The sequence below is a fragment of the Streptomyces sp. NPDC004031 genome, assembly GCF_053604375.1.
Map to the genome: position 1 here is coordinate 1 of NZ_JBSGHL010000122.1, position 5,528 is coordinate 5,528.

Below are 5,528 nucleotides of genomic sequence, written 5' to 3' on the forward strand. Positions count from 1 at the left end.
GTTACGTGGCGCAGGAGCGTGCGCAGTTCAAGCGGCCGATATTGCTCGCGCGCCTGTTCAGGGAAATCGTTCGTGAAAAGCCGGACATGATCGTGACGATCGGATACAACTTTCCATATTCGATCGTCGGGTTGATTTACCGATGGTTGGCGCGTCGCACGAAAATCGTGTTTTGTGCGGACAGCAAGTTCGACGACGGCGTGCGCCGGCCGGGACGCGAACTGCTCAAGGCCCGGCTCGCGTGCCTGTATGACGGCGCGATCGTGGCCGGGCGCCGGCAGCGTCAGTACTTCCAGTTCCTCGGCATTCCAGCGGAGCGCATCCACGTAGGCTACGACGTGGTCGACAACAGTCGGTTCACGACGGCCGCCGCCGCGGCACGCGTCCGGCCGTCCGAGCTCCGCGCGCAGATGGGGTTGCCGGAAAGGTACATCGTCTGCGTGTCGCGCCTGGTGGCTCGCAAGCGTGTCGACAAAGTCATCGACGCGTACGCGCGTTCGCGGGCAACGGCGATCGGTGTTTCGCTGCTGATTATCGGCGCCGGCGAGCTCGAGGCGTCGCTGCGCGAGCGCTGCGAGCGCCTCGGAATCGCGCGCTACGTCGTGTTCAAAGGGCTGGTTCCCAACCAGGACATGCCGGTGTACCTGTCGCTTGCCAATTTCATGATGCTGTTGAGTGACTATGACCAGTGGGGCCTGTGTCTGAACGAGGCGCTTGCGTGCGGGACGCCCGTATTGTGCAGCGACGGCTGCGGAGCGGCGCACGAATTGGTCCGCCACGGCGAAAACGGGTTCGTGACGGATGGAACGGATGCAGACATCGACCGCGGCGTCGCGATACTGCTTGACGACGAGAAGCTGTCTGCACTCAGGCGCAACTTTCCGTGGAATCTCGATGACTGGAATTTGCAGCGGTTTTCCGAAAATGTGTTGAACTTCGTGAACGGGTTCTCGAAATGCAAGTGAATCATGTCGTGGTGGCCAATGTCTTCGGCGCGGTGAACAAAGGCGATGCGGCGCTCATCGAGGTGTGTATCGACGAAATCCTCGAAGCCTTCCCGAACGCCTCTCTCAGCGGTATCGCATACCAGCCGTCGACGCAGCGCGCTCATCTGCCACGGGTGACGTGGCACGAGCGGCTCGGGAACTGCGTATCGAAGCACATGTGGCGCCGCCGTCTGTGCAATGTCGTCCGCCAGGCCATCACGATCTGCTATGTATCGTTGCGACGACCGTGGCTGCTCGGCCGTCTGATTCCGGTCGAGCAACGACGTGCCATCGACGCGCTCGGGAAAGCCGATGTCGTCGTCAGTTGTCCCGGCGGATATCTTGAAGACTCCAATCCGTCGTACTACGCGAACCTGATCCAGATCTGGGCGGCTTCGAAGTTTGGCGCCACCGTGGTTCTGGCGCCGCAGAGCGTCGGTCCGATCCGCTCCAGGCGCGGCCGGTGGTTTGCCGCAAAGGTGCTCGCCAAGGCATCCCTCATCTGCGTACGGGAAAGCGAGTCGTACCATTTTGTCGTCGAGACGCTCGCGTTGCCGGCAGCGCGAGTCGCCAGGACCGGCGATCTTGCCTTCTGGCATGCTGCGACGCCGGCCGCGACCGCGTCGATGAAGGCGGAACTCGGAATCGATCCGGACGAGCCTTATATCGCGGTTTCGGTGATCGAATGGGCGTTTCCGCTTGCCGCCGACCAGGCGCAGGCCAAGGAACGGTATGTCCGCAGCCTGTGCGAACTGCTGAATATCCTGCACGACACGCTGGGCGTGCGGATCGTCATCGTCAACCAGGTCGCGGCCGATCTGCCGGTGGGCCGCGAGATCGCCGAGCGGTGTCGGGAATTCGTCATCCTGGATCAGAAAGACCGACCCGTGGCGGACGTCAGGAGCATCATCGCCGGCTCCTCGGTATTTCTGGGTAGCCGCTTTCACTCATGCATCTTTGGACTTTTGGCAGGACGGCCGCTCGTGGCGCTCTCCTACCTGCCCAAGACGAGCGGCATCATGACGGACCTGGGTTTGAGCGCCCGCGTATACGACATCGACGGTTTCAATGTGGATGAAATCGCGCGAACGATGATCGCCGACTATCGGGCGCCGTCGCGGGGGCAGGCGGAGATCGATCGCGCGGTAGAGCGCTATCGTCGCCTGTATCCGCGGTTTGCGGATCTTCTGCGGGAGGCCGCGTGACCGGGACGGCCGACTTCCATCCTGCGCAGGCGCCGGGCCATCAGGTCGGGTTCGTAACGGCGTCCGCGTCCAGAACCGCTGGCGGCCTGTTCGACGCGGTACGTGGCCTCGCACTCGCGCTGCCGTCCAACGGGTTCGTACCGCGCGTATTCGCACTGAACGACGCGAACACCAGGACCGACCTTCCGCAATGGCGCGGGACGCGGGTGACGACCCGTGACGCGGTCGGTCCCGCGATGTTCGGCTACTCCCCGGGCTTGCGCACTTCGCTGCTGGCATCCGATGCCCAAATCGTTCACACGCACGGAATCTGGATGCACCCTTCGGCGGATGTCGTCGCGTGGCATCGGCGTCGACGCAAGCCCTACATCATCTCGCCGCACGGCATGCTCGATCCATGGATCATGAAGCGTTCGAAACTGAAGAAGTGGGTCGCGCTCGCGGCCTATGAACACAGCCATTTGAATCGCGCCGCGTGCTTTCATGCACTGAATCGCGAGGAGGCGGATGCGATCCGGGCCGTGGGTCTGAAACAGCCGATCGCCATCGTGCATAACGGTGTGACGATTCCGGAGCTGGACAATCCCGGGTTGCCGTCCTGGTGGACCGGCGAACTGGCATCCCGGAAACTGCTGCTTTATTTCGGGCGGTTGCATCCCAAGAAGGGCGTGGAGAATCTGCTGAGCGCCTGGAAGGGGTGCGTCATGACGGATTCGATCAATGCGCGCTGGAACCTGATCGTCGGTGGTTGGGGGGATCCTTCCTACGTCGATAAATTGCGCGGCATGGTCAGCGAGGGCGTGAACGGCGACGGGGTCCATTTCATCGGTCCGCAATTCGGCCAGGACAAGGAAAAAACCTACGCGGCCTGCGATTGCGTGATCCTGCCGTCGTTCAGCGAAGGCCTGCCGATGGTGCCGCTCGAGGCATGGTCGTTCCGGAAACCCGTCGCGCTGACGCGCGAATGCAATCTGTCGATCGGATTTTCCCGACACGCCGCATTCGAGATTCTCAATTCGGTCGAGGGACTGCGCGCATTCCTTGGCGACCTGCATGCCATCGACGATGCACGGCTCGTGGCAATGGGCAATGTGGCGAGATCGCTGGTCGAAAGTCATTTCACGTGGAATGTGGTTGCCACGCAAATGGCCGACGTTTATGGCTGGCTGATAGGGCTTCGCGACCAGCCGCCCTGCGTCATCGATTGAGTATCCGACAGGCGAAGGGATGACATGGAAATCATAGGCTATATCGCGGTAATCAATCTGTTGTGCTGGGGCATCTGCTTCGCGTTCGTGCTGGCGATGCGCATGCCCATTTATCATCCGATCTTTCTGTACCTGATCTATCACTTCCTGGGATACGTCATACGCCCGATCAACATTTACCTGATCGGCAGATCCCTGCTGTGGAACACGATCGGGTTGACTCCATCGGACGGAACGCTCTGGCTGACGTGCCTCAATATCAACTGCGCGCTGCTCGCCGCGGTTATCCTGCCGGCACTTGTGGAGCCGCGCAATCTTCGGCAGCTCAGGATTCCACCGACCCGCCTCGTCATCACCGACAAGGTACGATTTTTCGCGGCCCTGATCGTGCTCGTCGCGCTCGGCTTGTATTCGACGCATGTCGCGTACGGGACTGCCGGTATCGACTCGGTCCAGTCGTTCGAGGTGCAGGTCGATTCGAATGGCGGCCAACGCCTGGTGGGGGTGTCCGGCTATCTGATGGCGTTTGCGGAATTCATTCCGGCCGCGCTGCTGATCCTGATCCTCGCTTATGGCGTGACGCCGCCGATGGCTGCAGGGATCGGTGCATTCGTGCTGTTGCGCATACTGGTTGGCGCGCAGCGGCTGTCGTTCGTCATCGTCGTGCTGAGCGCATTGACCATCGGGTTGATGCGGCGTGGTCGCCGCAGCTTCGCAATGAAGACGATCATTATCGGCGTTTGCCTGATCCTCGTATTCGATGTCGTCGGGTCGGATCGTCTCGCGGCACGAAAGATGCTGACCGGCGACACGAGCATTTCGGAGATCGTGGATCGGTACCAGAAGTCACGAGCGGTCGGCGCCGGAACGAGCGACTTCCAGGAGTTCGACGTGTCGTCGGCAATTTACGAGCTGGTACCGGAAAGAACGGGGTTCAACTGGGGAACGCAGTACCTGCGGCTGCTCGTATGGCCAATCCCCCGCGCGATCTGGCCTGACAAGCCGACGACGACGCAAAGGATCAACCTGTTGAAATACGGGAATTTCTTTGCGCTGACCTGGTCGTTGCATGCGGATCTGTATTCGATATTCGGATTCCCGTCACTGGTGGGCGGAATGTTCATGGTTGGCCTGTTCCTGTACCGGTTTCATCACCGCGTCACGTGGACGGCGAGCCCGAAACTGTTTGCGTCGTACTGGATTTTCAACGGCTACATCTCGACGCTGTTTCGCGATGGCGGCGTGCCGATGGCATATTTCTTCGGGTTCTCGTTCGTCGCCGTTTATATTCTGGTGACCGCCGGCAAGATCAGGATGGCACGGATCCAGGCGCCGGCGGCCAATACGGGCTCGGTACGTTCGGGTACGGTCGGTTCGGTGGCATGACGCGAACGATCGGTATGAATCGCGAGAAGCGTCGCGCCGGCGAGTCGTTCCGGGCATGACCACGAATCCCATACCGGAGTCGACATCGTGAAGCAATCCAGACGCGCGTTCCTGAAGCTGATTGCCTCCGCCGCGGGTGCCGAAGCGTTTCCAAGTGACGCAGGTACATTCGACCGGGGCCCGGCGCCATCGGCCCGTGAAGTGATCGAAGCCGCAGCATATGGCGTATCGGCAGATGCATCCGCGGAACAGAACTCCCGCGGACTATTGACGATTCGCGAGAAGATGCGGGGCGCAGACGCTGCCTTCGATCTCATCTTGCCGGACGGGAGGCTGAATATCCTGACCGGAAGGTGGCTGCAAGGCGTCGCGGACGTGCACGTACGAGGCGGAAGAGGCACGCAATTGTGCAACGTCGGGACTTCGCAATCGACGACCGAACGCGTGCCGCTCATTGTCAACCAGGACTACTTTCTTGATCACGCCGGCTCGATACCCGGCTTCGGAGAGTTTGTGAACGGCGACCGTATCGGATCGGTAGCCGCCGGCGCATCCCATGTTCGGTTGTCGAGCGCCGGTGCCGCATCGAAGTATCGCGCGGGCATGCCGGTATTGGTCTATGGCTTCAACCAGGACTCGCAGGGCTATCCGCCGTCGATTCGATATTTTGAGCGGAACGTGGTGGCGAAAGTCAGCGCCGACTCCGTCGAGCTCGCCGCGCCGCTGCGGAACGCCTACGACGC

Annotated in this window: 5 protein-coding genes; all 5 read left to right on the top strand. The window is 61.3% G+C overall.

Features of this window, described 5'->3' with window-relative positions:
- Positions 1-965: glycosyltransferase (locus tag ACWERV_RS36350; protein WP_452941132.1), on the top strand; the 965-nt coding region annotated here is incomplete at its 5' end.
- A gap of 11 nt (positions 966-976) precedes the next feature.
- Complete coding sequence (locus ACWERV_RS36355) at positions 977-2,191, top strand: polysaccharide pyruvyl transferase family protein (RefSeq protein WP_415711908.1); 1,215 nt, start codon at positions 977-979, stop codon at positions 2,189-2,191.
- Positions 2,188-3,399, top strand: coding sequence for a glycosyltransferase (locus tag ACWERV_RS36360; RefSeq protein WP_198113294.1), 1,212 nt, complete (start codon positions 2,188-2,190; stop codon positions 3,397-3,399). Before ACWERV_RS36355 ends, ACWERV_RS36360 begins: the two co-directional genes overlap by 4 nt.
- Positions 3,400-3,423: 24 nt before the next feature.
- Positions 3,424-4,785, top strand: coding sequence for an O-antigen polymerase (locus ACWERV_RS36365; RefSeq protein ID WP_105817669.1), 1,362 nt, complete (start codon positions 3,424-3,426; stop codon positions 4,783-4,785).
- Between the two features lie 87 nt (positions 4,786-4,872).
- On the top strand, positions 4,873-5,528 hold a 656-nt coding region (locus tag ACWERV_RS36370), incomplete at its 3' end, for a hypothetical protein (RefSeq protein ID WP_452941133.1).

Excerpts from the sequence above, each read along its gene's own strand:
- ACWERV_RS36365 (WP_105817669.1), top strand. The coding sequence starts at position 3,424 with ATGGAAATCATAGGCTATATCGCGGTAATCAATCTGTTGTGCTGGGGC.